The 24,984-nt window shown below is 53.2% G+C and carries 24 protein-coding genes; 7 read left to right on the forward strand and 17 right to left on the reverse strand.

Features of this window, described 5'->3' with window-relative positions; genetic code table 11:
- Positions 1-18 precede the first annotated feature (18 nt).
- From PSE_RS15965 to dusB, 5 genes are all read right to left on the reverse strand, one after another.
- Positions 19-1,386 carry a sigma-54 dependent transcriptional regulator gene (locus PSE_RS15965; RefSeq protein ID WP_008546581.1) on the reverse strand — a complete coding sequence of 456 codons (1,368 nt, stop codon included), beginning with the start codon at positions 1,384-1,386 and terminating at the stop codon, positions 19-21.
- 18 nt (positions 1,387-1,404) lie between these two features.
- Positions 1,405-3,576, reverse strand: coding sequence for a PAS domain-containing sensor histidine kinase (locus PSE_RS15970; RefSeq protein ID WP_014285816.1), 2,172 nt, complete (start codon positions 3,574-3,576; stop codon positions 1,405-1,407).
- Positions 3,577-3,880: 304 nt separating this feature from the next.
- Positions 3,881-5,320, reverse strand: a complete 1,440-nt coding sequence (ntrC, locus tag PSE_RS15975) for a nitrogen regulation protein NR(I) (protein ID WP_014285817.1) — start codon at positions 5,318-5,320, stop codon at positions 3,881-3,883.
- A 4-nt stretch (positions 5,321-5,324) separates the two neighbouring features.
- Positions 5,325-6,473, reverse strand: a complete 1,149-nt coding sequence (locus PSE_RS15980; protein ID WP_014285818.1) for a nitrogen regulation protein NR(II) — start codon at positions 6,471-6,473, stop codon at positions 5,325-5,327.
- Positions 6,473-7,468, reverse strand: coding sequence for a tRNA dihydrouridine synthase DusB (dusB, locus tag PSE_RS15985; protein ID WP_014285819.1), 996 nt, complete (start codon positions 7,466-7,468; stop codon positions 6,473-6,475). The genes PSE_RS15980 and dusB overlap by 1 nt, the downstream gene beginning before the upstream one ends.
- Positions 7,469-7,698: 230 nt before the next feature.
- On the opposite strand from dusB, the gene PSE_RS15990 reads away from it, so the two are divergent.
- The 4 genes from PSE_RS15990 to PSE_RS16005 all read left to right on the forward strand — a co-directional run bounded on the left by PSE_RS15990 (position 7,699) and on the right by PSE_RS16005 (position 10,671).
- A complete protein-coding gene (locus PSE_RS15990) occupies positions 7,699-8,913 on the forward strand; it encodes a bifunctional 2-C-methyl-D-erythritol 4-phosphate cytidylyltransferase/2-C-methyl-D-erythritol 2,4-cyclodiphosphate synthase (RefSeq protein WP_193384371.1) in 1,215 nt (404 codons plus the stop codon).
- Positions 8,914-8,945: 32 nt separating this feature from the next.
- Positions 8,946-9,446 carry a CinA family protein gene (locus tag PSE_RS15995; protein ID WP_008546368.1) on the forward strand — a complete coding sequence of 167 codons (501 nt, stop codon included), beginning with the start codon at positions 8,946-8,948 and terminating at the stop codon, positions 9,444-9,446.
- Between the two features lie 151 nt (positions 9,447-9,597).
- Positions 9,598-10,074, forward strand: coding sequence for a hypothetical protein (locus tag PSE_RS16000; RefSeq protein WP_008546650.1), 477 nt, complete (start codon positions 9,598-9,600; stop codon positions 10,072-10,074).
- 129 nt (positions 10,075-10,203) lie between these two features.
- Positions 10,204-10,671, forward strand: coding sequence for an NUDIX hydrolase (locus PSE_RS16005; RefSeq protein WP_041768610.1), 468 nt, complete (start codon positions 10,204-10,206; stop codon positions 10,669-10,671).
- A gap of 79 nt (positions 10,672-10,750) precedes the next feature.
- Here PSE_RS16005 and PSE_RS16010 read toward each other — a convergent pair whose 3' ends face one another.
- Positions 10,751-11,203 carry a type II toxin-antitoxin system RatA family toxin gene (locus PSE_RS16010; RefSeq protein WP_075698601.1) on the reverse strand — a complete coding sequence of 151 codons (453 nt, stop codon included), beginning with the start codon at positions 11,201-11,203 and terminating at the stop codon, positions 10,751-10,753.
- A gap of 258 nt (positions 11,204-11,461) precedes the next feature.
- Here PSE_RS16010 and PSE_RS16015 point away from each other — a divergent pair, with 258 nt between their 5' ends.
- The gene (locus tag PSE_RS16015) at positions 11,462-12,415 is read left to right on the forward strand and encodes an alpha/beta hydrolase (protein ID WP_041768612.1); all 954 of its coding nucleotides are present in this window, start codon (positions 11,462-11,464) and stop codon (positions 12,413-12,415) included.
- 62 nt (positions 12,416-12,477) lie between these two features.
- Here PSE_RS16015 and PSE_RS16020 read toward each other — a convergent pair whose 3' ends face one another.
- Complete coding sequence (locus PSE_RS16020; RefSeq protein ID WP_014285823.1) at positions 12,478-13,053, reverse strand: TetR/AcrR family transcriptional regulator; 576 nt, start codon at positions 13,051-13,053, stop codon at positions 12,478-12,480.
- Positions 13,054-13,132: 79 nt separating this feature from the next.
- Between PSE_RS16020 and PSE_RS16025 the strand changes: the two genes are divergently transcribed.
- On the forward strand, positions 13,133-13,924 hold the full coding sequence (locus tag PSE_RS16025; protein ID WP_208997956.1) for a crotonase/enoyl-CoA hydratase family protein: 792 nt from the start codon (positions 13,133-13,135) through the stop codon (positions 13,922-13,924).
- 88 nt (positions 13,925-14,012) lie between these two features.
- Here the strand turns inward: PSE_RS16025 and PSE_RS27000 are convergent, their stop codons facing one another.
- Positions 14,013-14,600, reverse strand: a complete 588-nt coding sequence (locus tag PSE_RS27000) for a bifunctional transcriptional activator/DNA repair enzyme AdaA (protein ID WP_083841577.1) — start codon at positions 14,598-14,600, stop codon at positions 14,013-14,015.
- Positions 14,601-14,721: 121 nt separating this feature from the next.
- On the opposite strand from PSE_RS27000, the gene PSE_RS16030 reads away from it, so the two are divergent.
- On the forward strand, positions 14,722-15,636 hold the full coding sequence (locus PSE_RS16030; RefSeq protein WP_014285826.1) for a DMT family transporter: 915 nt from the start codon (positions 14,722-14,724) through the stop codon (positions 15,634-15,636).
- Between the two features lie 85 nt (positions 15,637-15,721).
- Here PSE_RS16030 and lipA read toward each other — a convergent pair whose 3' ends face one another.
- The 9 genes from lipA to PSE_RS16075 all read right to left on the reverse strand — a co-directional run bounded on the left by lipA (position 15,722) and on the right by PSE_RS16075 (position 24,962).
- A complete protein-coding gene (gene lipA, locus PSE_RS16035; protein ID WP_008546199.1) occupies positions 15,722-16,717 on the reverse strand; it encodes a lipoyl synthase in 996 nt (331 codons plus the stop codon).
- Between the two features lie 151 nt (positions 16,718-16,868).
- A complete protein-coding gene (locus PSE_RS16040; protein WP_014285829.1) occupies positions 16,869-17,147 on the reverse strand; it encodes a hypothetical protein in 279 nt (92 codons plus the stop codon).
- A gap of 86 nt (positions 17,148-17,233) precedes the next feature.
- A complete protein-coding gene (gene lpdA, locus PSE_RS16045; RefSeq protein ID WP_014285830.1) occupies positions 17,234-18,676 on the reverse strand; it encodes a dihydrolipoyl dehydrogenase in 1,443 nt (480 codons plus the stop codon).
- Between the two features lie 24 nt (positions 18,677-18,700).
- Positions 18,701-19,564 (reverse strand): N-acetylglucosaminyltransferase, encoded by an 864-nt coding sequence (locus PSE_RS16050; RefSeq protein ID WP_014285831.1) that lies wholly within the window; start codon positions 19,562-19,564, stop codon positions 18,701-18,703.
- Positions 19,565-19,684: 120 nt separating this feature from the next.
- On the reverse strand, positions 19,685-21,022 hold the full coding sequence (locus tag PSE_RS16055; RefSeq protein ID WP_014285832.1) for a pyruvate dehydrogenase complex dihydrolipoamide acetyltransferase: 1,338 nt from the start codon (positions 21,020-21,022) through the stop codon (positions 19,685-19,687).
- A gap of 15 nt (positions 21,023-21,037) precedes the next feature.
- Complete coding sequence (locus PSE_RS16060) at positions 21,038-22,423, reverse strand: pyruvate dehydrogenase complex E1 component subunit beta (protein ID WP_014285833.1); 1,386 nt, start codon at positions 22,421-22,423, stop codon at positions 21,038-21,040.
- Between the two features lie 17 nt (positions 22,424-22,440).
- A complete protein-coding gene (gene pdhA / locus PSE_RS16065; protein WP_244421388.1) occupies positions 22,441-23,424 on the reverse strand; it encodes a pyruvate dehydrogenase (acetyl-transferring) E1 component subunit alpha in 984 nt (327 codons plus the stop codon).
- A gap of 250 nt (positions 23,425-23,674) precedes the next feature.
- The gene (locus PSE_RS16070; protein ID WP_008546702.1) at positions 23,675-23,941 is read right to left on the reverse strand and encodes a septum formation initiator family protein; all 267 of its coding nucleotides are present in this window, start codon (positions 23,939-23,941) and stop codon (positions 23,675-23,677) included.
- A gap of 289 nt (positions 23,942-24,230) precedes the next feature.
- Positions 24,231-24,962, reverse strand: coding sequence for a hypothetical protein (locus tag PSE_RS16075; protein ID WP_208982106.1), 732 nt, complete (start codon positions 24,960-24,962; stop codon positions 24,231-24,233).
- Positions 24,963-24,984 lie beyond the last annotated feature (22 nt).

Below are 24,984 nucleotides of genomic sequence, written 5' to 3' on the forward strand. Positions count from 1 at the left end.
CCTCTTAACGGTCACCGATCAGGTGAGACCAAGAGACTTGAGCTTTCGGTGCAATGCTGACCGTTCCATACCAATATATTCGGAGGTACGCGAGATATTACCGCCAAAACGCTTAACCTGTGCTTGCAGATATTCACGTTCAAACTGCTCACGCGCTTCACGAAGCGGCAAGGACATCAGCTCTTCACCACCGGAAGAGCCTGGCATGCTTGGCACAGTAGAAGCCACCTCCGCAGGCAGAAGATCAGCTGTAATCACAGCATCCGGATCCGCCCGGGTCAGGATCATCAAACGCTCAACATTGTTGCGTAGCTGGCGCAGGTTGCCCGGCCAGTCATGGGTCTGCAGCACAGCCATGGCATCTTCACCAATCCGGCGCATTGGCAGGCCGGTGGAGTTGGAAATCTGCTTCATGAAGAAGTGGATCAGCTGAGGAATATCCTCGCGTCGCTCCTCAAGAGCCGGCACCCGCAGCGGCACAACGGCCAGACGGTGATACAGATCCTCACGGAACAGACCTTCCGCAATGCGGTTCTCCAGATTGTAGGCACTGGAAGACAGAAGGCGCACATCCACCTTCACCTTGTTGTGCCCACCCAGACGGGTAAAGGTCTGATCTACCAGAACGCGCAGGATCTTGTTCTGCGTTTCCAGCGGCATATCTGCAATCTCATCCAGATAGATCGTGCCACCATGTGCTTCTTCCAAAGCACCAACCTTACGCGGTGTGGTTTCTGTCTCTTCAATACCGAAGAGCTCTTCTTCCATACGCTCTGGCGTAATATTAGCGGCAGAAAGCACAACAAACGGAGACTTGGACCGCGGCGATGCTTCATGGATCGTGCGCGCAACGGTCTCCTTACCTGAACCGGATGGCCCCGTGATCATCACACGGCTGTTGGTCAGGCAAATACGCTCAATGGTCAAACGCAGGTTATTGATGGACGAGGAACTGCCCACCAGATTGGAAACATCACCGGCCCGCTGCTTCAGTTCCTTGATCTCGCGCTTCATGGAAGAGGCTTCCAGAGCACGCTCTGTGATCAGAACCAGCTTGTCAGCTTTGAACGGCTTCTCAATGTAATCGTAAGCACCCTTCTTGATCGCAGAAACCGCTGTCTCAACGTTGCCGTGACCGGAAATGATCACGACTGGCAGGTCTGGATTTTCTTTCTTGATCACTTCAAGAACTTCCAGCCCGTCAAGCTTGCTGCCCATCAGCCAGATATCGAGGATGATCAGAGACGGCCTGCGGTCTGCAATAGCAGCCAGCGCTGCATCGCTATCACCAGCGGTCCTCGTATTGTAGCCGTCATCCTCCAAAATACCGGCGATCAGCTCACGAATATCTGCTTCATCATCAACAATCAGAATGTCACTTGCCACGGCTTATCACCACCATTCTTAAGTTTCATCTTTGGGAGAGGAAGGATCATCGAAACTGCGCAGTGTCAGTCGAACCATGGCGCCATGCCCGCCCTCGGCAACAGATGGCGCATCCAGCAGTTCAATACCGCCTCCATGATCTTCCATAATTTTCCGCACAATCGCGAGCCCCAGACCCGTCCCCTTTTCGCGGGTGGTCATATAAGGCTCCAAAAGCCGTGTGCGGTGTTCAGTTGGAAGGCCAATTCCGTTGTCGATCACATCAATCGTGTGAACCGGCCCTTCCGAGTAAAGTTTCACCAGGACAGAACCCTGCTCCGGGTTTTCTTCTTTCGCCAGATAAGCCTCAACAGCCTCCGACGCATTCTTGATCACATTGCCGACAGCCTGCCCCACAAGGCGACTATCAAACGTCGCCCGAACGGCCTCGCCCGGCACATCCGTCTCAAAGTGGGTCTGCGAATTGGCAACGGAAACCATGAAGGTGGACTCGCGCACCACAGAACGCAGGTCAGCAGATTCCATCTTCGGCTTCGGCATGCGCGCAAACGAGGAGAACTCATCCACCATGCGCCCGATATCACCCACCTGACGAATGATCGTATCCACGCACTGGTCAAACACCTTGCGGTCATCATCCTCAATGCGCTTGCCATATCGGCGGCGAATGCGCTCCGCAGAAAGCTGGATTGGCGTCAGCGGATTCTTGATCTCATGCGCAATCCGGCGCGCCACATCAGCCCACGCTGAGTTACGCTGCGCAGCAACAAGATCCGTAATATCGTCCAGCGTCACCACAAACCCATGCTCAGAACGCGTTGCTTCCTCGGTCGTCACACGCACATTCACAGTGCGCTCACGCCCTTTACGCATGATAGCAACCTGCGCCACCTGAGCACTATCCTTGCTTTCCTCAAGCGCCTTGGAAACAACCTCCTGAACCTCAGGGATTGTCTCATAAATTGGCTTTTCAAGAAGCTCTTCTTCTTCCTGACTGAGAAGGCGCTTGGCGGAGCGGTTGACCATGGTCACATCGCCTTCATCATCAATCCCGATAACGCCGGAAGACACACCCGCCAGAACGGCCTCACTAAAGCGGCGACGGCGGTCGATCTGATCATTCGCAGCCAGAAGCGCATCACGCTGCCCACGCAGCTGACCAGTCATATTGTTGAAGGTCCGGCCAAGGTTCTCAAGGTCACCACTGGCTTTAGCGGCCTCAACCTCAACATAATAGTTACCTTTGGAAACCTGATCCGCAGCGCCAATCAGATTGCGGATTGGCAGCACCAGCTGGTTCGCAAACCCAAAGCCGACCCAGATGGAAGACAGCAACAGAACGAGCGCCACGCCCACATAAACAAGCGCAAAGGCCAGCTGCACCCCAAAGCGTCGCTGCTCCAACTCTGCGTACTCGTTGACCCCGGCTTCCGCCAGACGCTGATATTCAACCACCCGCGGATCAAGCGCACGGGTCACATAAAGATAAAGATCCTCATAGGCAGACAGCTTCATCACACCGCCCACAAGGTTGGATACGCCCGGTGCGATCAGAACCGGAGCCCCGTCTTCCGCCTGGTTCATCGCTACCTGAGGCGGCAACAAAGGTTCCACCTTTGGGTCGCGCAGCACGCGCATCACAACGGTGCCATCGTTCTTCAGGATATAAGCGCCCAGCAATCCGCGCACCCATGTCTGAGTTTCAAAGAAGCGATCAAAGCGGGTTGGGTCATAGAAGTAAGAGTTACGGTTCAGGTCCACATCACTGGCCATGCCAATCAAAGTGGAGCGCAGGGAATTCCCGTGTTCCTGAACATAAGCAGCCGCCACCGATTGCGCATTGGTGATGATATTGCGCGTACGCGTCTCAAACCAGCGATCGAGGCCCTGATCCAGCGTAATTGTTGCCACCACCGCAACAATAAACGCAGGCAACGCCGCCACCAGCGAGAACATAGTCACAATGCGCACGTGCAGACGGGCAGCAGCACGCCCACGGCGCCGCGCCTGCAACAGCTTCACCAGCTCGAAGATAATCAGCCCGATGAGCAGTAGGACTAGCGCGCCATTGATGCCAAGCGCGATATAGACAACCTTTTCAGAGGGAACGATAGGCGTTACACCCATCAGCACCAGAAAAGAAACCCCGATAGAACACAGCGCCAACAACACCACTGTCAGGCCAAACATCCGGGATTTCCGCCCCTTAGCATCAAGCTTTCGGGTATGTTCTTCTGTTTTTGATCTGAAAATCATGAAACGCGAACCTGCGCACCTGCGATAACTTTATTAATTTTGGAAACAGACTATTAGCACGAATTGTTGCCAAAATGCGACAATGGGTTTTATTAGTCACACTCTTGATGGGGAAAACCAGAGAGTCCACACGTCAAAATAAGCATGCTTCCTACAAATCGATAGGAACAGCCCCCTCCAAACGTAAAATGGCGCCTGTAACAGCGCCATTTTGAAAATCTCACACGAATAAAATCGATTATCTCGAACTGCGGATCACCTGTACGTCCAGATCGCGGATTTTCTTGCGCAGGGTGTTTCGGTTCACGCCCAGAAGTTCTGCAGCCTTGATCTGGTTGCCACGGGTGGCCGCAAGCACAGCGCTGATCAGCGGATACTCCACCTCACGCAAAATGCGGTGGTAGAGGCCCGGAGGTGGCAACTCCTCACCAAATCCGCTGAAATAATCCCCCAGATACCGCTCAACAGATCCACTCAGATCCTGAGCCGAAGGCGCGTCAGTCTCACTGGTCGCAACACTTGGCTGAGACAGTTCCAGATCAATCAAGCTCGCTGTAATGTCGTCCTGCGGATAAAGCGCAGCCAGACGGCGAACAAGGTTCTCCAGCTCGCGCACGTTGCCCGGCCAGCGATAGCGGCGCAGCTTATCAAGGGCGGCCACTTCAATCTGCTTGGCTGGCAGCCCTTCACTTTCCGCCATGGCAAAGAAGTGCCGGACAAGATCCGGAATATCCTCAGTACGCTCGCGCAAAGGTGGGAGGCGGATGGGAACCACGTTCAGACGGAAGTACAGATCTTCACGGAACAGGCCCTGATTGATCAGCTGACGCAGATCCTTGTTGGTCGCTGCAATGATACGCACATCGGTTTGGATCGGCGTGCGCCCACCCACAGAGGTATACTCTCCCTGCTGCAACACACGCAGCAAACGGGTCTGCGCCTCCATCGGCATATCGCCAATTTCATCCAGCAGCAGCGTACCACCATCAGCCTGCTCAAACCGGCCAGAAGACCGCGCCTGCGCCCCGGTAAACGAGCCTTTCTCGTGACCGAACAACTCAGATTCAATCAGATCTTTCGGGATTGCAGCCATGTTGACCGCAACAAACGGACCATTCCGGCGCTTGCCATAATCATGCAGCGCTCGCGCAACCACCTCTTTACCGGTGCCGCTCTCGCCGTTGATCATCACGGTCAGATCAGTCTGCATCAAACGCGCAAGCACGCGGTAGATTTCCTGCATGGCAGGAGACCGGCCCACGAGCGGAATATTGTCGTTCCCCTCACCGCCCATATCAAACTGACGCCCTTTAGGCTCTGCAAGCGCGCGCCCAACAATGCCTGTCAGCTCTTTCAGATCAAACGGCTTGGGCAGATACTCATAAGCGCCCTGCTCAGAAGCTTTGATGGCGGTCATGAACGTGTTTTGCGCACTCATGATGATCACCGGCAGTTCCGGGCGCAGCTTGCGGATGCGCGGCAGCACATCAAACGCATTCTCATCCGGCATCACCACATCAGAAATCACCAGATCTCCCTCACCCGAGCTCACCCAGCGCCACAACGTGGTCGCGTTGGACGTCAGCCGAACAGTGTACCCTGCACGGGAAAGCGCCTGATTGAGAACGGTACGGATCGCAGAATCGTCGTCAGCAACTAGAATGGTTCCACTCGGCATACTCTTAGTCCTCAATTCCAGATTTTACGTCAGGCCCGGTAAAGGCAGGCATCAGAATGCGGAAAGTCGTACCCCGGTTGCCGCTTTCACATTCCACCACGCCGCCATGATCGCCCACAATCTTGGCAACCAGCGCCAGCCCAAGGCCGGAGCCATTTGTCTTTGTCGTGATAAACGGGTCAAACAGATGTGGCCGCAGATCTTCCGGCACCCCATAGCCGTTATCGCGCACACAAAACTCAAGCGGCAGGCTCACACGCTCCTGCACACCCGGCACAGAAAGGCGCACACCCGGACGGAAGGCCGTGGAGACAACAATCTCCGGCTCATTCACACCGCTCAGCGCCTCGCTTGCGTTCTTGATCAGGTTGATAAACACCTGCACCAGTTGATCCCGATTGGCATAAACCGGCGGCAGCGATGGGTCATAATCCTCAACAATGCGCACCTTGGACGCAAAGCCGTTCTCTGCAACACGTTTCACATGATCCAGCACCACGTGAATGTTCACCGGCTCGCGATCAATCGGACGCTCATCGGAAAACACTTCCATCCGGTCCACCAGCTTCACGATCCGGTCCGTCTCCTCCATGATGAGACGGGTCAGTGAGCGGTCATCCTCACTGGCCGATTGCTCCAGAAGCTGAGCCGCACCGCGAATACCGGAGAGCGGATTCTTGATCTCATGGGCCAGCATGGCCGCAAGGCCGGTCACAGTGCGTGCGGCACCGCGGCTGGTCAACTGCTTATCCAGCTTCTCCGCCATGGTGCGCTCCTGAAACAGCAGCACAACACTGCCCGGAGCATCGCTTAAGGGAGATGCATGTATATCAACCAGCTTCTCCTGCCCAATACGCGGAGAGCCAATATCCACCTTGTACTCGTTGACCGGTCCACCACGATCGCGAACCTGCGCAATCAGCCCCAGCAACGGACTACCAAACGGCACGAACCACGAAACTTCACGGCGCTTCATCACCGACAGGCTGGCATGGAAGAACCCTTCCGCAGCACTGTTCGCACCAACGATCTTGTCGTCACCGCCCACCACCACAACAGGGTGCGGCAGAGAATCCAGAACAGCCTGCCCAGGCACACCATTATTCAGTGTGGCCTTGGCATGTGTTAGAGTGTCTCCTCCCGTCTCCAACATCAGGCAGCGCTCCTCAAAGGTGTTTGAACAAACCAGTCATAAAGGGTTGCGCGCACCTGATCCGCATCCAGACTGGTCATCAGTCCGCGCATGAACCCTTGCGGCGCATCATCCAGCCGCCCGGCGGCCTCCAGATACCAACCCATGTGTTTACGGAAAGCCCGCACGCCAATCTCAAAGCCGCAATGCTCCAGCATGGCGTCGTAGTGCCCCACAACAAGCGCAGCCAGCTCTTCCCCATGCGGGTCAGCCAGCCGTTCGCTTGTTTCCAGATAATGCGCAATGCGGCCCGGCACCCAGGGCCGACCATAGGCGCCACGACCCACCATCACCAGATCAGCACCGGATTGCGCCAGCATCTCATCTGCATCATCAAAGGAGCAGCAATCCCCATTGGCAACCAGCGGCACATCAGGAATGACATCCCGCACTTGCCGGATCGCCCGCCAATCCGCTTTACCCTTGTAAAACTGAGAACGCGTGCGGCCATGCACGGTGATCATCTTTACACCCGCATCAACGGCCCGTTTGGCAAGTTCCGGCGCATTGATGGAGGTCTCATCCCAGCCAAGACGCATCTTCAGCGTCACCGGAACGGACACCGCCTCTAGCGTCGCTTCAACCAGCGTCATGGCGTGATCCAGATCTTTCATGAGAGCGGAACCGGAATAGCCCGAAGTGACTTTCTTTGCAGGACAGCCCATGTTGATGTCGATGACATCTGCGCCAGCTTTTTCAGCCATGCGCGCGCCTTCGCCCATCCAGTGCGGGTCTTTACCCGCCAGCTGAACGATATGAGGATCAATCCCCTCGCCCTCAGCACGCATCAACGATTCTGGATGTCCGGTACACAGCGCTTCACTGGCAACCATTTCACTCACCACCAGCCCGACGCCGTAGCTCAAGGCAATACGGCGGAACGGCAAATCCGAGACCCCGGACATTGGCGCAAGAATAACTTTGTTTTTGAGAGGGATATTACCTATCGTCAGCATTACGCATATTTCTTGAAAGAGCCTAGTTGCACATCAAATGAGCAGCATATGAAGTTGCACATATTCTAACCAAACTAAAAATTTAGGCAAGGGAATATTAAAGAGAAGCTATTGAAGTGTTGAGCTTCGGCGCCAAATCCTCCAAAACCCTCACCAACACAGTTTCATAGAGCTGCTCTCCACCACATTGGCTTTGTGCAGCAGCTCCTACTCAATCAGGTGATCCAGTTTTGCAGTCCACTGAAAAAATTGCATGCATCATAGTTGCGGCGGGACGCGGTTCACGCATGTCCACGCAAAATGACAGCAGTCCGAAGCAGTATCGCGACCTTGGCGGAAAGACTGTTCTGCAAAGAACATTGGAAGCAATTTTGTCCTCTCCGCAGGTCGATCTGGTCCTGCCCGTCATTCACGCAGAAGACGGTGATGCCTACCAGAATGCCGCCAGCATGATCACTGACCCACGTCTGATCGCACCAGTCACTGGCGGGACAACCCGTCAAGCCTCTGTTGCTTGTGGCCTGAAGGCACTGGAAGAACAAGCCCCGCGCTACGTTCTCATCCATGATGCAGCCCGTCCGTTCATCACCCCAGCTGTGATCGAAGATGCCATCTCTGCCCTGCAAAACGGCGCAGAAGCGGCCCTTCCCGCAGTACCGGTCACCGATACGCTGAAACGCGCAGACGCAAAGCAGCATGTACAGGAAACCGTGGATCGCTCCCACCTGTGGGCCGCGCAGACACCACAAGCCTTCCCTTACCCCCTCATCTGGGAAGCCCATCAGGAAGCCATCAGGCAAGACATCGACAGCTTCACGGATGATACAGCCTTGATCGAATGGCAAGGCAAGTCTGTCACCATCACCGCTGGCGACCCGCAAAACATCAAGCTCACAACATTAAAAGACATGACAAACGCACAGGAACAGATCGCCATGAAAAGCCTCGCAGACCTTGGCGACATTCGCGTTGGCACCGGCTACGACGTGCACGCATTTGAAGACGGCGATGCCGTCATCCTTGGCGGCATTTCCATTCCGCACACTCAGAAACTCAAAGGCCATTCAGATGCTGATGTAGGCCTGCACGCTCTGACTGACGCCATCTTCGGCGCACTGGCAGATGGCGACATCGGCTCTCACTTCCCACCATCCGACATGCAGTGGAAAGGCGCAGCGTCCGACCAGTTCCTGAAATACGCAGTTGACCGGGTTCACAAGCGCGGTGGCATGATCGCACACTTGGATTTAACGCTGATCTGTGAAGCTCCAAAAATCGGCCCACATCGGGAAGAAATGCGTAAACAGATCGCGCAGATCTGCGACCTGCCCATTGGCCGTGTAGCGGTCAAAGCCACCACCTCTGAAAAGCTGGGCTTTACCGGTCGCAAAGAAGGTATTGCCGCGCAAGCCTGCGCAACCATCCGGCTTCCGTTCGAAGACTGAACATCGCCGAGACTGTAAAGGGAGACAGAACCATGACCGATATCCTGAGCCTTAAGGAAAGAGCCCGCGTTCTTGTCTCCAGGTACGCAGAAAAAGAAATCAAAATCGCCACAGCAGAAAGCTGCACCGGTGGCCTGCTCGCGGGCCTGCTAACAGAAGTGCCTGGCTCCTCTGCTGTGCTCGACCGCGGCTTCGTCACCTACTCCAACGAGGCCAAGCACGAGATGATCGGCGTCCCGGTGGACCTGCTCGTCAGCTACGGCGCCGTCAGCAGCGAAGTGGCCAAAGCCATGGCCAGCGGCGCTCATTTCTGCTCCAACGCCAACGTCGCCGTCTCCATCACCGGTATCGCCGGACCGGACGGTGGCACCAAAGACAAACCCGTCGGATTGGTCCATTTTGGCCTTGCAGCTGACGAAGAGGAAACCCAGCACGTACAGTGCCTCTTCGAGAACACAGGACGCGACGGAATACGCTTTCAGGCGCTTGAACAAGCATTAAAACTTTTAGAAAATTTTATTGAAAGTAATTAATCGAAATTTACCTTCTCGCTAAAAGGGTGCCGACTAAGGAATACACCTTAAGACATTCTAAGAAAACTTAGATAAAATCTGTTTTAAATTTAGAACGGAATGTCACGGAATACCCATGAGATATATTGCTAGTTTGTTTTTGGGTCTAAGCTTGAGCACTTCTGCGTTCGCAGCTTCAGATGTATTCCTTATTTCAAGAGGCCTTGATGACGAGTTCATCGGGTCTCATGAAGTCCAGAAGATGCCGCGCGCCGGCTATAAGGAACTGCGCCTGTGTGGCCAGTCCTACTGGGTGCGCCCTTATTCCGTCGCCTGGACCAAATGGGAAGAGCAACTCGGCCATAAGATCCGTCTTGAGGTCAATCAGGGCTACGGCTGGGTGGTGCTGTGCACCAAACCAACCAACGCACTCAACCTCAAAGACGTTGGCATTTACGCTTCTCTTGAAAAGACCATGGAGCTGGGAGATCCGGATAAGGAGCTCACCAACCGCTTCCAGGCCATCCGCCGCACCTTCGTTATGCGTAACGGCCTGACAGCAGAACAGGCAGAAGCCGAAATCACCAGCAACTATGAGCCTAAAGGCTCCCGTTTGAGCCAATTCCTGAACAATCGCGACAAGAATTAAGCGGTATTTCAGGGAAATTTCGCTGTCCCAAGACGCTGAGTGGGCTTAAATCATTACCAAAAGCCCGCTCCGGAGACCTTCAGAGCCCGCTTTTCATACATGAAAGTTTTGCATCAAGGGCGAGCTCAAATGCACACATGGCGACCTGCACAGACCATCAAAGTGAAGTCCCTCGGGCTCCACTGGCGCGGCAACAGCCTTCTGGCCGCAGAAGTTTATGATGATGCAGGCACCCTTAAAGGTGTTCGCCCGCTTGGAGGTACCCTCGAGTTTGGCGAGGACTGGCAATCAGCTCTGATCCGCGAATTTCAGGAAGAGCTGAAAATAGACGTCACCATAACAGGTGCCCCTCTGGTCATGGAAAACATCTATGAGCACGAAGGGCAAACCGGCCATGAAGTCCTCTTCATCGCCACAGTGACCTTCCCTGAGGACGCTTTTGCATCTGAAGAGAAGATCATCTTTCAGGAAGACAATGGCGCGGAAATCACCGCCCGCTGGTTCGATATCGATGCACTAAATGAGCGCGGCATCGACCTGTTTCCAACCGGATTAAAGGAGCAACTAAAGTCCCGACCCATGCCTGAGATCAGTTGAACAGGCAACTCTTTAGATTATGGAATATTATAAAATTATCTCGATAATCACAGAACGATGAGCATCAAGCCAAGCTCACTCAGGTGCCGTAGATTTTGTCCGCGCGGTCTTCAAAGGCCGCGGAAAATTTGCGGAAGGCACGGTCAAACATGGCACCCATCATGGAGCCCAGTGTCCGACTTTTGAATTCGTAATTGATATAGAAGCTCACATCACATTCCTTTTCGGAAACCTGATCGAAGCTCCAGACATTTTCCAGATGGCGAAACGGGCCATCCAGATACTCAACCGTAATTTTGCTCGCCTCGCGATCAAGCGTCACGCGGCTGGCAAATGTTTCTTTGAAGACTTTGTAGGCCACGGTCATATCCGCCACCATCATTTCACGGTGGTCATCAATCTTCCGGCGGCCACGCACACGCAAGCCCTGACACAGCGGCACAAACTGGGGGTACTGTTCCACATCTGCAACCAGGTCAAACATATCATCAGCACTGTGCTGAACTCGATGTGTGCTTTCGAAAGAAGGCATATGCTCGCGTTCTTTTTCTTCTAGTTTTTCAAAAATTCTTCAGGATGCTCTAAGCGACCTTTTTCGATTTGCCAAGAAAAATCTTAGTGTTCTCATTCTTCAGCTGGCAACAGTGAGCCAAAAGCATCAGAAATTTTCACCTCGCAAATATACCGCGACGATCTAACGCAACCGTTTCAATCTCAAAACTCTGGTCAGTACTCAAAACTCAATTCTACACTATGCGCTAATACTTAGCTCTTTTTGAAAGCAAACCCAATGCTTAGTCCTTTTAAAATATCCCGCCTCGCCAAAGAAGGCGGCGAACAAGATTACTTAAGAACCACCAACGCGCTCGCTGATACCCCTGTGCAAGTTATCAGCCGTGAAGAAACCGCCAAGTTCCAGCAGCTCACCGTTGTTGAGGATGGCATCGAGCGCATCAGATACATTCCCCCCCAACCCAAGCATAAAACCCCGCTCATCTTCGTTCACGGCATGTGGCATGGCGCCTGGTGCTGGAAGAACTATCAGGAAAAACTCGCCGAAACCGGCTGGGAAAGTGTCGCCATCAGCCTGCCCGGCCATGGTCACTCACCAGAGCAACGCCCCATAGCCAAAGCCACGCTAGGCTACTACCTGCGCTTCATCGCCGATGAGGTCCAGCGCCATGAGCGACCACCCGTTCTCATCGGTCACAGCATGGGCGGCGCGCTGGTGCAATGGTATCTGAAATATGTCGGCGGGCTGAAAGCCGCTGTCTTTGTCGCCTCCTGGACCGCAATCGATGTGCTGCAAGACTGCCTGAAAAACGCAATGACCATCGACTTGCTTGGAACTGCCTTGTCGCCCTTCCTCGGCTACAAATTCCAGTTCCGCTCGCCCAAAGTCGCCGCAAAATGGTTTCTGGCAGAGCAAACCAATCCGGTCGCGCAATACATTCAAAGCCAGCTTGGGCCAGAATCCGAAGTGGTGCTCATGCAGCACCGCCCGCCCCAATGGCTCCCGCCTCTGGATGATGAAACACCAAAACTGTGGCTGACCGCCAGCGAGGACGCCATCGTCCCCTTCAACCGCTCCCTGCACTCCGCAGCCCTCTACGAGGCCACCCACAAGATCGTGCCACATGCCGGTCATGACCTCATGTTGGAAGACAACTGGGAGGAAAGCCTCTCCTACATCACCACATGGCTACAAAACATGAGCACCACCAAAGCACTGGCAACCGGTTGATCAGAGACCTAAAACAAGGAGCGCCCCAGCAAAACAAAGCGGCGCTCTTCAAATCCCTAAGTTCACATCTGCAGCCGCACAACGCATCGGGCAGCCTCTGCGGCCTCTTCAGCATAGCTCGGATCCCGATGGATTAGCATGGTCGAGAAGGCCCCTTCCATCAGCAAAACCACACGGCGTGCCAACATCTCTGGCTCTTTCAATCCAGCCTGCTGATAACAATCTCCCAACCACGCCTCAAACTTCTTCTTGTGCTCTGCTCCTACCACCACAGCCGGATGCCCCGGCATATTGGCAAGCTCAGCAGCGGTGCGGATGAACCCGCAGCCTTTCCATTTGGGATGGCGCGCATTTTCTGAAAGCCTCAGGAAGATCGCAGCGGTCTTATCCGCCACACTCCCCTCAGCCGCCTCAAACCACGTGGCAAAAGCCGTCAGGTTCGGCTGATCCCGCGAAACGAGATACTCAGCCACCAGATCATCCTTGCTCTTGAAATGGTAGTAGAGCGTTTTCTTTGTGATGCCGGCTTTCTCAGCAATCGCATCCACGCTGACTGCGCGAATGCCTTCGCCATAAAACAGCCTGTTGGCAGCATCCAGTATGCGATCTCGGGTTGAACTAGGAGGTGTCTGAGCCATGTATACTAACCAGTGAGTTTACTGAAGCATGCGCTGTTCCTACCCTGAAGTCAATCCAGATCACCAAGAGGAACACACCATGAAAAAGCTCGTTCTGTTTGAAGTCAGAGACCGGATTGCCCTACTCACCCTGAACCGCCCGCAAAAGCTCAATGCCCTGAACTACCAGACCAACGACCGCCTCCTGTCGCTGCTGGACCGCATCGAGGATGACACCGCCATCCACGCCGTAATCATCACCGGCGCAGGAGATCGTGCTTTTTCCGCAGGTGGCGACATTCACGAGTTCTCGCAGAGCATCGAAGCTGGAACCGACATCGCACTAAAAGAGTTCGTAGGGCGCGGCCAGACCATGACCAGCCGCATCGAAAACTTCACCAAACCAATCATCATCGCCGTCAACGGCATCGCCTTTGGCGGCGGTTGCGAAATCACTGAAGCCGCCCATCTGGCCATCGCCTCAGACCGTGCCGTCTTTGCAAAGCCAGAAATCAACATCGGCATCCCACCCACCTTCGGCGGCACCCAGCGCCTGCCTCGCCTCGCAGGACGCAAGCGCGCTCTGGAGCTGCTTTTGACCGGAGACCCTTTCGGCCCAGAGCGCGCCTATGAGCTCGGTCTCATCAACAAAATCGTCCCGCATGACGACCTGCTCCCTGAGGCCTTTGCCCTTGCCGAGCGCATCCTGCGTCACTCCCCGCTTGCCGCTGCCCGCATCCTCACTGCCGTCACTCGCGGCCTCAACACCACCATCTCGGAGGGCCTCCAGATAGAAGCCAGCCAATTCGCCCGCATGGCCCCCACTAACGACACCAAAGAAGCCCTCTCCGCCTGGATCACCCGCCGAACCCCGATCTACGAAGGCACATAAGCCCAACAAAAAAGAGCGCCCCACCTTCCAGCGGGACGCTCTTTCAAATCTCACAGTATCAAACCAACCTTAGTTGCCCTGCTTCGCCTTACGGGCGGCCTTCAGCTCGGCGAAAAGACGAAGGGGCTCGGCCATAAACTCTCTGAAATACATCATTAAAGCGCCGGACACTCTGAAAACCCGAGGCGAACGCGATTTCTGCAAAAGTCAGGTCCGTTGCATCAATCAAACATTTCGCACGTTGAACTCTGGCAGTAGAAGCAACTTGACTTGGTGTTGCGCCCAGATGCTGAGCAAATAGTCTCGACAAATGACGACTGCCTACACCAAGGACATCTGCAAGCTGAGGCACTGTTTTCTCATCCAGAAATCCAGAGTTTATGAGCCGCATCGCCCGCCCAACAGTAGTTGCAGTCCCCCTCCAAGCAGGACTGCCGGGAGCCGTTTCTGGACGGCACCGAAGACAAGGACGAAATCCCGCCAACTCTGCCGCAGCTGCACTAGGATAGAAATTCACATTTTTTGACTTTGCAGGGCGAACAGGACAAACTGGTCTACAATAAATCTTTGTGGTTCGGACTCCAGAAAAGAAGACACCATCATAACTTGGGTCTCTGTCCAATCGCGTCTGATTACACGTCTCCCAATCAGGGAACTCTGTTTCCGTCTCTCTCATGCCCTTAGATAATTCACTTTTTGTGAAGCTGTCGATCCCCGTTCGACGATGACGTCCGTTTTTGGCCAGTCGCACATAGCTATTTATGTCAAGAAATGTATGATTTTTTGAAAGGTTGATTATGCCTCATTCATCAACAAAGCTCTTACCAGAAATTTTTCTACTCATTGTTTTGTCTTTCCTCTGGGGCGCCTCATTTACACTCATAGAAATTGCCATCACCACCATTCCACCCGCGACAATGGTGTTTTTCAGACTTCTAATTGGGGCTGCAATCTTAATCGGACTTACCCTGTTGAGTGGCATCAAGTTCCCAAGCTCTGCCAAACGCTGGGGCGAACTTCTTGTTCAGGGCATCTTACAAAACGCGCTTCCGTTTACACTCATCAGCTGGGGGCAGCTCCATATTACCAGCGGCCTCGCAGGCCTCTTGAACACAACACCTTCCCTGTTCGTATTCCTGATAAGCTATTTCGTCTTCCGCAATAGCACCGCTGACATCCGAAAATTCCTAGGCATCCTGATCGGATTTGCAGGCGTCATAGTGATCATTGGCCCAACGGCTTTTGCTGGAGAGCAAAACTCAACACTTGGACAATTGGCAATCACAGGAGCAAGCCTCTGTTATGCACTGGCGGCCTTTAATGCTAAGCGCTTCTTCAACCAGCCACCTTTGCTGACAGCCGCCTGTTCTATGGCACTCGCAGCGTGCCTTATGGCTCCCATTGCGTTCATTCTTGATGAACCGCAGAACCTTTCTCCAACGGTGGAGGCACTAACCTCTGTTCTGGCACTTGGTGTTCTCTCAACCGCAATAGCGATGGTGATTTACTTCCGCCTTATCCGGACACTCGGACCTTTGGGCGTAACAACAGGAAGTTATATGCGAGCTGGCTTCAGCGTCGCTCTTGGTGCCCTCATTCTTGGAGAAAGCCTGACACCGCACTTAATGCTTGGACTACTCTTGATCTTTACAGGCGTAGCATTCACCACTGGACTGCTAAAACTCCCTCAGTTTCAAAAGAAATCCACCTGACACGATAGAACATGTGTCAGATGCAAAAAGAGCGCCCCACCTTTCAGTGGGACGCTCTTTTAAATCTCACAGTATCAAACCAGACTTAGTTGCCCTGCTTGGCCTTACGGGCGGCCTTCAGCTCGGCGAAGTCTTCGCCGGCGTGGTGGGAAGAGCGGGTCAGTGGGTTTGCGGAAACTTTCAGGAAGCCTTTGGCGTACGCGATTTTCTCGTAAGCCTTGAAGTCTTCCGGTGTCGGGAAGTTCATCACCGGATGGTGCTTCTTGGTTGGCTGCAGGTACTGACCAACAGTCAGGAAGTCCACATCAGCAACGCGTAGATCGTCCATCAACTGAAGCACTTCGTTGCGCTCCTCACCCAGACCAACCATGATGCCGGACTTGGTGAACATCTCAGGATCAATCTCCTTCACGCGCTGCAGCAAGCGGATGGAGTGGAAGTAACGGGCACCTGGACGAACCTTCAGGTAGTTGGAAGGCACAGTTTCAAGGTTGTGGTTGAACACGTCTGGCTTGGCCGCAACAACAATCTCAAGCGCACCATCCTTACGAAGGAAGTCAGGTGTCAGCACTTCAATGGTTGTTTTTGGAGAAGCCTTGCGGATCGCTGCAATCACGTTCGCAAAATGGGTTGCACCACCATCATCCAGATCATCACGGTCCACAGAGGTGATCACCACGTGCTCAAGGCCCATGGAAGACACAGCCTTACCGATGCTTTCCGGCTCGCTCTGGTCAACAGCGCCTGGCATACCGGTCCGCACGTTACAGAACGCACAGGCACGGGTACAGGTATCGCCCAGGATCATGAAGCTTGCATGCTTCTTGGACCAGCACTCACCGATGTTCGGACAACCTGCTTCCTCACAAACTGTCACAAGGTTGTTCTTGCGAACCAGTTCGTGGGTTTCTTTATAGACAGGAGAAGTCGGAGCCTTAACACGGATCCATTTTGGCTTGCGCTGTACAGGGTTGTCGGGGCGATGCGCTTTTTCCGGATGGCGCGGACGCTCTTTTTCCTGCACTGCAGACGCCGTTTGGCTTTTATGATTAGGATCGAGTGTATTTACCAGTGTAACCATATCAGTTCCGTCAGGTCCGAGACTTGCTGCACACTTGCCTTAAGGGTCAGTGTCCCTGTCTCTTATAAATTTAGTGGTCCATAACAGGAAATGAAGCATCTCTCAATGCTACACACTGGTATTCAGTCAGTTCTGCGCCTCAGGACCACGCCTATTCAAAGCCAATAGCATCCCCGCCAATCAGTGCTGCAATGAAGGCAAACGCGATTGCGCCAACCAATGCGACAACGGCTTGATCGAGATACTCATTCCCCAGGGAAACTTCTACGTTCGCAAACTCGAACAGATAAACCCCTGAAATACCACCGACAAATCCAGCAATGACAAGTATGCTGAATTCGCCTCCAACGGTAAACATCACCAACGCTGTTGCAATCACGGCACAAACTGCTGCCGTCACCACCCAGATGATATTTTCCAAAAAATCCATGACTCTTCTCCTTTTTTAAAAAAGAAGAGTACCTTGGAAAAATTAAGTCCCTCTCACTGGTAAAATTCCAGTGAGAGGGATTTGATTTACATATTCAGAGCGCGTCCATAAGCGTCCAGAACACTTTCCTTCATCATTTCGGAAAGGGTTGGATGCGGGAAGCAGGTGTGCATCAGCTCTTCTTCGGTGGTCTCAAGACCCATTGCAACAACAAAGCCCTGAATGAGCTCGGTCACTTCAGCGCCCACCATGTGCGCACCCAGCAGCTGACCGGTCTTATTGTCGAATACAGTCTTCACAAGACCTTCCGGCTCACCAAGAGCAATCGCCTTACCGTTACCCATGAATGGGAAGCGGCCAACGCGAACCTCATAACCAGCGTCCTTAGCTTTTTGCTCGGTCAAACCAACGGAAGCAACCTGCGGGTTACAGTAGGTACAGCCAGGGATCTGGTCACGCTTCATTGGGTGAGCGTCAAGGCCGGAGATCTTCTCGATGCAGATCACGCCTTCATGCTCAGCCTTATGCGCCAGCATTGGAGGACCAGCAACGTCACCGATTGCGTAAACGCCAGGAACGTTGGTGCGGCTGAACTCGTCAGTGACGATGCAACCACGGTCTGTCTTGATGCCAAGATCTTCAAGGCCAAGGTTCTCAATGTTGCCAACAACGCCAACAGCAGAAATCAGCTTCTCAGCAGTGATGTCCTGGCTCTTGCCGTCTTTGGTTTCAACAGTCGCAGTCACCTGACCGCCACCCTTAACAACCTTGGAAACCTTCGCTTCCATCACGAACTTGATGCCCTGCTTCTCCATCTGCTTTTTCGCAATCGCGGAGATTTCAGGATCTTCAACCGGCATGATGGTTGGCATCATTTCAACAACGGTCACATCAACGCCCATTGTCTTGTAGAAGGACGCAAACTCAATGCCGATCGCGCCAGAACCCATCACAACGATAGACTTAGGCATCTTTTCCGGAACCATCGCTTCAAAATAGGTCCAGATGTTTTCCTTATCAGGCTCAAGACCCGGAATAACGCGCGGCTTCGCACCAGTTGCAACAATAATGTGCTTGGCGGAGTAAGAACCGTGGCCCTTCACACCCTTTGGAGTTGGGTGCTGAGGCTGCATAGCGTCTTTGGAAGAAGGACCAACAGCGATCTCACCCGGCTTGGTGAGCTTTGCTTCACCCCAGATGATGTCCACTTTGTTCTTCTTCATCAGAAAGCCGATACCGCCATTGAGCTGACCGGAAACACCACGGGAGCGTTTCACAACAGCAGCAGCGTCAAAGCTCACGCCTTCAGCAGAAAGACCGTAGTCTTTGCCATGCTGCATGTAGTGGTAGATCTCAGCAGAACGCAGCAGCGCCTTGGTTGGGATACAGCCCCAGTTCAGGCAGATACCGCCCATATGTTCACGCTCAACAATCGCGGTCTTGAAACCAAGCTGCGCGGAGCGGATTGCGGTTACATAGCCACCAGGACCAGAACCAATGATAATCACGTCGTAGGCGTTGCCACTCATCTATTTAACCTCGCCAAATCGGCCTCAAGGAGCTTGAGGCTCCACATAAAGGTGGGAGAACTTGGAAAAATTCTCCAAAACGTAGTCGGGCAGTTCTCCGCTGTCCTTGGTGACCAGCTTTCCTCTGCCATCGCCCGCATCCAGACGGTCCAGCGTTCTTTGCGCACGGCCCAGATAGGCATCATTTATGTGTTCGGTGTGCGAGTAAGCCTCGAGTTTCGTAACCACCTTCTCCATGTCCCCCAGAAAGCTGAAATGCCAGCTGGAAGAACGAAGCAGTTGACGTCGCATAGGTCGGCTGTGCCGTGCAAGAGCTTTCCAGTGCCACAAAGCAGTCTCGAGAACAGGATGGAGACTTTTGCTTTGATAAGCCCGCTCACGCCGCAAAGCCTGAGCTCCCTTGAAAAACATCGCACCGATCATTCTAGGGCAAGAGGTAAAATCCGAGACATCATCTTTAAAGTTCAGTCTGTAGCGGAAAATATCAGCGCCAAAGAATGTCAGACTCTTTGAACTCCTGCGATCATTTTTAACTCTGAGCAGAACATCCGGCTTTGGAATTTCATCCACGTCGGACACAAGGATCAGATCATTGACCGCAAGGTCTTTAAGGCCGCGCTCTATGCCGTCGCGTTGGTGGTACTCCCTCGACCAGGCGCTCTGCGGCGTCTCTGGCATATCCTCGACAATCACATGCCGGATCTTGCTCAAAAACGGTGCAAACCGCGACTTGTTATCAGCAAAATAGAGAGGTTTTTCGGCTCCCGTAAAGGTCTTGGTTGCCTCTACAAGAATGAACTCATCTACCACATCAAACAGTTCGCCAAGGCGAATTTCTAGGGTATCGAGTTCGTTGAAAAACGTGAAGCCATCGACAACTTTGACCATTGATCAGGTCTCCTTGCTCAAACGGTCTTCAGCTTACTCCACTCTATTTGCTCACACCTACCACTTGGATTTACCGGCGAAAAAAGCAGGGGTTTCCTGCTTTCCGCCGGTACATCCTGATTAAACCAGCATGGACATCGGGTTTTCGATGTAGCCTTTGAAGGCCTGCAGAAGTTCTGCACCCAGCGCACCGTCCACCGCGCGGTGGTCAGTGGAAAGGGTCACAGACATCACAGTCGCAGGAACGATCTCATCGCCCTTCACAACCGGACGCTTCTGACCAGCGCCAACAGCAAGGATGGTTGCGTGTGGTGGGTTGATCACCGCAGCAAATTCCTTCACGCCGAACATGCCAAGGTTGGAAACGGAAGTCGTACCGCCCTGGAATTCGGTTGGAGCCAGCTTGCGCTCACGAGCACGCTTCGCCAGGTCTTTCATCTCGATGGAGATGGTGGAGAGCGTTTTCTCTTCAGCGCGGCGGATGATCGGAGTGATCAGACCACCATCGATGGAAACTGCAACACCAACGTCAGCATGCTTATGCATAACCATGCCGCTCTCAAGGTAGGATGCGTTTGCAGCTGGAATTGCTTTCAGTGCCAGCGCATGCGCCTTGATGATCATGTCGTTGACGGAAAGCTTGTAAGCAGGCTTGCCATCAGCGTCAGTTGGAGCGGAAGAGTTCAGCTGAGCACGCAGAGCCAGCAGAGCATCCAGCTCACACTCCACAGTCAGGTAGAAGTGTGGAACGGTCTGCTTGGATTCTGTCAGGCGCTTCGCAATAACCTTGCGCATACCATCGTGAGGAACCAGATCGTAAGAGCCTTCCTCAAACAGCTTGAGGGTCTGCTCATCAGAAGCACCAGCTGGTGCAGCCTTTGGAGCCTCAGCCGCTTTTGGAGCTTCCGCAGCCTTAGGAGCAGCTTCCGCTTTACCGGTGCCAGCAGCAATCGCAGCTTCAACGTCACGCTTCACAACGCGCCCCTTAGGGCCGCTGCCAGCGATCAGAGCGATGTCCAGACCATTCTGTTTCGCCAGACGGCGTGCCAGAGGAGAAGAGAACACACGCTCACCAGAAGCAGCAACCGGAGCCGCTGGAGCTGGTGCAGGAGCCGCCGCAGCCGCAGGCGCAGCTGGCGTCGCAGGAGCCTGAGGAGCAGCAGCCGCTGGTGCAGGAGCCGCAGCTGGTGCGGCGTCCATTGCAGAAGCGTCTTCGCCCTCTTCCAGAAGGATCGCGATCGGTGCATTCACCTTCACGCCTTCGGTTCCTTCAGCAACCATGATCTTACCGATGGTGCCTTCATCGACTGCTTCCACTTCCATGGTCGCTTTGTCGGTTTCGATCTCTGCAATCACGTCGCCTGCAGAAATCGCGTCACCTTCTTTAACCAGCCACTTGGCCAGATTGCCTTCTTCCATGGTTGGAGAAAGCGCAGGCATCAAAATGTTGATTGGCATACCACTTGTCTCCAATTAGGCGGTGTAGGTCACAGCCTTAACAGCGTCGATAACTTCCTTGGCGTTTGGCAGAGCCAGCTTCTCAAGGTTTGCTGCGTAAGGCATTGGAACGTCTTTACCGGTTACGCGCAGAACTGGCGCATCCAGCCAATCGAAGGCTTCGCTCTGAACCTGATAAGCAATTTCAGAGGAAACGGAACAGATTGGGAAGGCTTCTTCCACGGTCACCAGACGGCCTGTCTTGCGAACAGAAGCCAGAACAGTGTCCATATCAAGCGGACGAATGGTGCGCAGGTCGATCAGTTCAACAGAAACGCCCTGTTTCGCCAGCTCGTCAACAGCCTGCAGTGCGTAGGTCATGCCAATGCCCCAGGAAACCATGGTCGCATCAGTACCTTCGCGAACGATCTTCGCTTTACCGATTGGCAGAACCAGATCGTCAACGTCCGGCACATCAAAATGGTGACCGTAAAGGATCTCGTTCTCAAGGAACACAACTGGGTTTGGATCGCGGATAGCAGCTTTCAGAAGGCCCTTTGCATCAGCAGCAGAGTAAGGCTGGATAACCTTGAGGCCCGGAATGGAAGCATACCATGCAGCGTAGTCCTGAGAGTGCTGTGCTGCCACGCGTGCTGCCGCACCGTTTGCACCACGGAACACCATAGGTGCACCCATCTGACCGCCAGACATGTAAAGGGTCTTAGCAGCAGAGTTGATGATGTGGTCAATCGCCTGCATTGCGAAGTTGAAGGTCATGAACTCAACGATTGGGTTCAGGCCTGCCATCGCAGCACCAACAGCAAGACCGGTAAAGCCATGCTCGGTGATTGGAGTGTCGATCACGCGCTTTTCGCCGAACTCATCAAGAAGACCCTGAGAGATCTTGTAGGCGCCCTGATACTGAGCAACTTCTTCGCCCATCAGGAACACGTTCTCGTTGCGGCGCATTTCTTCCGCCATCGCGTCGCGCAGAGCTTCACGAACGGTCATGCTCACCATTTTGGTGCCCGCAGGAATTTCTGGGTCTGCCGGTGCAACGCTGGCAACTGGAGCTGCAGGAGCCGCTGGCGCAGCCGGAGCTTCAGGAGTTGCCGGTGCAGCTGGCGCTTCAGCAGCAGCTGGTGCAGAACCAACCTTGTCAGCAGCAGAAGCGTCTTCGCCCTCTTCCAGCAGAACTGCGATTGGAGCGTTGACCTTAACTTCTTCAGTGCCTTCAGCAACGAGGATCTTGCCGATCACACCCTCGTCCACGGCTTCCACTTCCATGGTTGCTTTATCGGTTTCGATTTCAGCAATCACGTCACCAGCAGAAACGGTGTCGCCTTCTTTTTTAAGCCACTTGGCCAGCTTGCCTTCTTCCATGGTCGGAGAAAGCGCAGGCATCAAAATTTCAATAGCCATAATTAATTATCCCGACCTTAGAGAACGATGTCCGTGTACAGCTCAGATGGATCCGGCTCAGGATCGTTCTGTGCAAACTCAGCAGAAGCAGCAACAACGCCGCGAACTTCTTTATCGATCGCTTTCAGTTCGTCTTCGGTAGCCCATTCTTTTTCAAGAAGGCGAGCGCGAACCTGTTCAATCGGGTCATGCTCAGAGCGCATCTTCTGGACTTCGTCTTTACTGCGGTATTTTGCAGGGTCAGACATGGAGTGACCACGGTAACGGTAGGTGATCATCTCAAGGATGTAAGGACCATTACCTTCACGGCACCATTCCATCGCATAGTCGGTCGCAGCTTTCACCGCGCGCACGTCCATGCCGTCAACCTGAACACCTGGGATACCGAAGGAGGCACCGCGCTGAGACAGATCAGTTGTGGAAGATGCACGTTCAATGGAGGTACCCATGCCGTACTTGTTGTTTTCGATCACGTAGATCACAGGCAGGTTCCACAGCTTCGCCATGTTGAAGCTCTCGTAAACCTGACCCTGGTTGGCAGCACCATCGCCGAAGAACGCCATGGAAACTTTGCCGTTCTCTTTATAGCGGTTAGCAAATGCCAGACCGGTACCAAGAGCAACCTGCGCACCAACGATGCCGTGTCCGCCATAGAACTCCTGTTCTTTGGAGAACATGTGCATGGAACCGCCCTTACCTTTAGACAGACCACCGCGGCGACCGGTCAGTTCGGCCATCACGCCGTTCGGGTCCATACCACAAGCAAGCATGTGAGCGTGGTCACGGTAAGAAGTGATCATCTGATCACCCTGTTCCTTGGCCATCTCCATTCCAACAACAACAGCTTCCTGGCCGATGTAAAGGTGACAGAAGCCACCGATCAGACCCATACCGTAAAGCTGACCCGCCTTTTCTTCAAAGCGACGGATAAAAAGCATTTCGCGGTAAGCGTTTAGCTCTTCTTCTTTGGAAAATTCTACAAGGGCGGGCACGTTTTTCATCGCACCGCGGGCTTTGGTGGCGCCTTTAGCGCGACCGCCTGAAGACTTGGATTGAGTTCCAGCCATGAGCCTCGTCTCTTTTGACGTGAATTGGTGAAAGCACACTAGCCCCCACAGCACTGAATGCCAATATGAGCAAAAACACTTGGGGATTTATGTAAGGCGTTGATTTTATTGAAATATTCAAGTTAACTCAAATTAGGTTAATTCATGCAAATCAACCTACTTCAAGTTAATACACGCTGATGTTTCAGTTACGCATGATCGCAACTTCATTCACGTGCGCCAGATTCAGGGAAGCGCGAGCCCTCTCATCCACCATGTCTGGATCAAGGCTCTCCGGGTCAAGCAGCATGACACGGCGTTGTAATTGCAGGCGTTCTGCCCGCAACTCTTCAAGCTCAACTTCCAGAGCAAGGATTTCATGCTCGATCTGTGGTCGGCCCACAAGACCCAGCTTACCGTTGAGCGCATGAAATGCAAAGTAGCAAAGCGCACCAATGGCAATTCCCGGCACCAGGAGATTCTTTAGATAGGAGTGTTTTCGCTGACGTGTGGTAGCTAGCACTGATTGACCTACTCATTACAAAAATGGTCACATGCCCGCACTATTTCACAACGCCCTTAACCAAGAGTTTCCGATAAAACTGAAATTTGGCCATATCTGTTATTTTTTGGAAATTTAAACAATCACGCCCGGCAAGGTCGTTGCGATAATGAGTAGTCCGAATAGCACGCTATTGAAGCTCTATTCTTCGAGAACCTGTGCATGCCTCCCAAACAATCTCTTTAATCGTTTGCAACTCCTATTGAGCACATCTCTTTTTGAGCACGAATATATCCTCAAACAACTCCCGAGAAACCGTCAAAGGAAAGAGGACAGCATATGTTGTGTCAAACAATGGAGCCCCGTATGTCGTGCGACCAGAGCAGCTGGATGTGAAAGACCTCGTTGACAGCTTTTTCTTATCAATAAATTCCACTGCAACGAGGCTTATTTCATCAATCGTTTGCTCATACACAATCTCAGTCGGACCAACGTCCACTTTTCCCTCTCGAATTCGCTTTTCATGCTTTTCTTTATATAGCCTACTCAGCTTTTGTCCCGCCTCCTTCGCAATCTTTGCTGAACTGGGATTTAGCCGGAATGATGCAAGCACTTTGTCTCTAACCTGACTAGCTTTGATAGACTCAATCTCTGCTAAGTTGATGACAAAGTTCGTACCCAAGTTCTGTGCAGGGAGCTCACATAGACTACGATACTCATTATAAATTTTAAGAGTGCATTGATCAGCTTCTAGAGAGAAGAATCTGTCCGATTTTGAGAAGTCGTCTTTGGCCTTTGCATTAATTTTCTGAGTAAGCTTGTCCTCACCTACCAAGCTGTCCTCGGCATACGCCTGCCCCGATGAGATCAGCACGCCCATAAGCAAGAAGCTAGCAATTGACAGCCAGGACAATCCGACCGACTTGAGAGACAGAAAACTAGGCTTAACCGGCATATTAAATCCTTCTTGCGCATTTGCCGCCAAAGCCATCAGCAATGAACACGACAACATA

Source organism: Pseudovibrio sp. FO-BEG1, assembly GCF_000236645.1.
GTDB lineage: Bacteria > Pseudomonadota > Alphaproteobacteria > Rhizobiales > Stappiaceae > Pseudovibrio.

What these genes read in the sequence shown, in the direction of transcription:
- pdhA (WP_244421388.1), bottom strand. Translation starts at nt 23,424, where the DNA reads ATGAAAAACGTGCCCGCCCTTGTAGAATTTTCCAAAGAAGAAGAGCTA.
- lipA (WP_008546199.1), bottom strand. Translation starts at nt 16,717, where the DNA reads ATGGTTACACTGGTAAATACACTCGATCCTAATCATAAAAGCCAAACG.
- PSE_RS15980 (WP_014285818.1), bottom strand. Translation starts at nt 6,473, where the DNA reads ATGTTGGAGACGGGAGGAGACACTCTAACACATGCCAAGGCCACACTG.
- PSE_RS16075 (WP_208982106.1), bottom strand. Translation starts at nt 24,962, where the DNA reads ATGGCTTTGGCGGCAAATGCGCAAGAAGGATTTAATATGCCGGTTAAG.
- PSE_RS27000 (WP_083841577.1), bottom strand. Translation starts at nt 14,600, where the DNA reads ATGAGAGAGACGGAAACAGAGTTCCCTGATTGGGAGACGTGTAATCAG.
- PSE_RS16030 (WP_014285826.1), top strand. Translation starts at nt 14,722, where the DNA reads ATGCCTCATTCATCAACAAAGCTCTTACCAGAAATTTTTCTACTCATT.
- PSE_RS16015 (WP_041768612.1), top strand. Translation starts at nt 11,462, where the DNA reads ATGCTTAGTCCTTTTAAAATATCCCGCCTCGCCAAAGAAGGCGGCGAA.
- PSE_RS16050 (WP_014285831.1), bottom strand. Translation starts at nt 19,564, where the DNA reads ATGGTCAAAGTTGTCGATGGCTTCACGTTTTTCAACGAACTCGATACC.
- PSE_RS16060 (WP_014285833.1), bottom strand. Translation starts at nt 22,423, where the DNA reads ATGGCTATTGAAATTTTGATGCCTGCGCTTTCTCCGACCATGGAAGAA.
- PSE_RS16055 (WP_014285832.1), bottom strand. Translation starts at nt 21,022, where the DNA reads ATGCCAATCAACATTTTGATGCCTGCGCTTTCTCCAACCATGGAAGAA.
- ntrC (WP_014285817.1), bottom strand. Translation starts at nt 5,320, where the DNA reads ATGCCGAGTGGAACCATTCTAGTTGCTGACGACGATTCTGCGATCCGT.
- dusB (WP_014285819.1), bottom strand. Translation starts at nt 7,468, where the DNA reads ATGCTGACGATAGGTAATATCCCTCTCAAAAACAAAGTTATTCTTGCG.
- PSE_RS16040 (WP_014285829.1), bottom strand. Translation starts at nt 17,147, where the DNA reads ATGGATTTTTTGGAAAATATCATCTGGGTGGTGACGGCAGCAGTTTGT.
- PSE_RS15970 (WP_014285816.1), bottom strand. Translation starts at nt 3,576, where the DNA reads ATGTTTGGCCTGACAGTGGTGTTGTTGGCGCTGTGTTCTATCGGGGTT.
- PSE_RS16020 (WP_014285823.1), bottom strand. Translation starts at nt 13,053, where the DNA reads ATGGCTCAGACACCTCCTAGTTCAACCCGAGATCGCATACTGGATGCT.
- PSE_RS16025 (WP_208997956.1), top strand. Translation starts at nt 13,133, where the DNA reads ATGAAAAAGCTCGTTCTGTTTGAAGTCAGAGACCGGATTGCCCTACTC.
- PSE_RS16005 (WP_041768610.1), top strand. Translation starts at nt 10,204, where the DNA reads ATGCACACATGGCGACCTGCACAGACCATCAAAGTGAAGTCCCTCGGG.
- PSE_RS16010 (WP_075698601.1), bottom strand. Translation starts at nt 11,203, where the DNA reads ATGCCTTCTTTCGAAAGCACACATCGAGTTCAGCACAGTGCTGATGAT.
- PSE_RS15995 (WP_008546368.1), top strand. Translation starts at nt 8,946, where the DNA reads ATGACCGATATCCTGAGCCTTAAGGAAAGAGCCCGCGTTCTTGTCTCC.
- lpdA (WP_014285830.1), bottom strand. Translation starts at nt 18,676, where the DNA reads ATGAGTGGCAACGCCTACGACGTGATTATCATTGGTTCTGGTCCTGGT.